A 1,689-nucleotide genomic window follows, 5' to 3' on the forward strand; every position below is an offset into this window, starting at 1 on the left:
GGGCAGGGGGGATAAACCCTCCCCGCCAGCGGGGTGGGCAGGGGTGGGGTTACCACGAGCCATAATCCACAGGCCACGAGTCCCCGCTTCCTGCCTCCAGCATGGTAATCTTGGCCTCATGGCAGGCTACGACCAGATCCAGGAGACGGTGCAACACATCCGCGCTACCACCGACTTTGTCCCCGACTACGGCATCATCCTGGGCTCGGGGCTGGGCCCCTTGGCCGACGAGATCGAGCCCGTGGCGGTGCTGCCCTACGCCGAATTGCCGCACTTCCCGCGCTCGACCGCGCCGGGGCACGAGGGCAAGCTGATCCTGGGGCACCTCGAGGGCAAGCGGGTGGCCGCGTACAAGGGCCGCGTGCACTACTACGAGGGCTACGACGCCGACGCGGTGGTGCTCCCCCAGCGCGTGGGCTTCTTCCTGGGGGCCCGCACCTTCTTCGTCACCTCGGCGGCGGGGGGGCTCAACCCCAACTGGAACGCCGGCGACCTGATGCTCCACCTCGACTACATCAACTACGCCGGGCTCTCGCCCCTGCGCGGCCCTAACGACGAGCGCTTCGGCCCGCGCTTCCCCGTGACCTTCGACGCCTACGACCCCGAGCTCATCGCCAAGGCCCGTGCGGTGGCCCGGGCCCAGGACATCACCCTGCGCGAGGGGGTGTACTCCTGGTGGCCCGGGCCGCAGTTCGCCAGCCGCGCCGAGCTGCGGGTGCTGCGCCAGATCGGGGCCGACGCCATCGGCATGAGCACCGTGCCCGAGGTGATCGCCCTGCGCCACTTGGGCGCGCGGGTGCTGGGGCTTTCCACCATCACCGACATGGCCATCCCCGACCGCGACCACCACGCCACCGAGCAGGAGGTGCTCGAGGTCGCCGCCCGCAGCGGGGCCACCTTCCGCAAGTTCGTGCGCGGCATCCTGGCCGCGATCTGACGATGGGCCTGGCGAGGGTACTGCAGCGCATCGAACAGGCCGCCCGCCAGGCCGGGCGCGACCCCGCCGCGGTCAAGCTGGTGGCGGTCACCAAGGGCCACACGGTCGAGGAGATCCGCCGGCACGTGCTCGAGCACGGCCACTCCACGCTGGGCGAGTCGCGGGTGCAGGAGGCCCTGCCCAAGATGGCCGAGCTGGGGGGCGTGGAGTGGCACTTCATCGGGCCTTTGCAGCGCAACAAGGCCAAGTTCGTGCTCGACTTCGCCCTCGTCCACTCGGTGGACTCGCTGCGCCTGGCCCAGGCCCTCGACCTCAAAGCCCGCGAGAAGGGCAAGGTGCTGCCCGTCCTGGCCGAGGTCAACGTGGGGCGCGAGCCGCAGAAGCACGGCTTCCTCGAGGAAGAACTCCCCGAAGCCGTCGCCCAGCTCCGCGATCTGAGCGGCCTCGAGCTGCGCGGCCTCATGACCGTGGCCCCCTACACCGAAGACCCCGAGACCGTGCGCCCCGTCTTCGCCCAGCTCTCCCGCCTCGCCGACCGCTACGCCCTCCCCGAGCGCAGCATGGGCATGTCGGGCGACCTCGAGGTCGCCGTGCAGGAGGGGGCCACGATTGTGCGCGTGGGAACGGCAATCTTCGAGCCGGATTGAGCCAGGCCCGTCAGCGGCGAGCAGGTTTAATGGCTCGTGGCCTGTGACTCGTGGGGAACCCCTCCCCAACCCTCCCCGCACGCGGGGAGGGTTTATCCCCCCATC

Annotated in this window: 2 protein-coding genes; both read left to right on the forward strand. The window is 70.3% G+C overall.

The window, feature by feature from the left end:
* The first annotated feature begins 118 nt into the window (after nt 1-118).
* On the forward strand, nt 119-937 hold the full coding sequence (locus Mterra_RS21070; RefSeq protein WP_119316855.1) for a purine-nucleoside phosphorylase: 819 nt from the start codon (nt 119-121) through the stop codon (nt 935-937).
* Nucleotides 938-939: 2 nt separating this feature from the next.
* Nucleotides 940-1,584, forward strand: coding sequence for a YggS family pyridoxal phosphate-dependent enzyme (locus Mterra_RS21075; RefSeq protein WP_119316856.1), 645 nt, complete (start codon nt 940-942; stop codon nt 1,582-1,584).
* The last annotated feature ends 105 nt before the right edge of the window (nt 1,585-1,689 follow it).

Source organism: Calidithermus terrae (assembly GCF_003574345.1).
GTDB classification, from domain to species: Bacteria; Deinococcota; Deinococci; order Deinococcales; family Thermaceae; genus Calidithermus; species Calidithermus chliarophilus.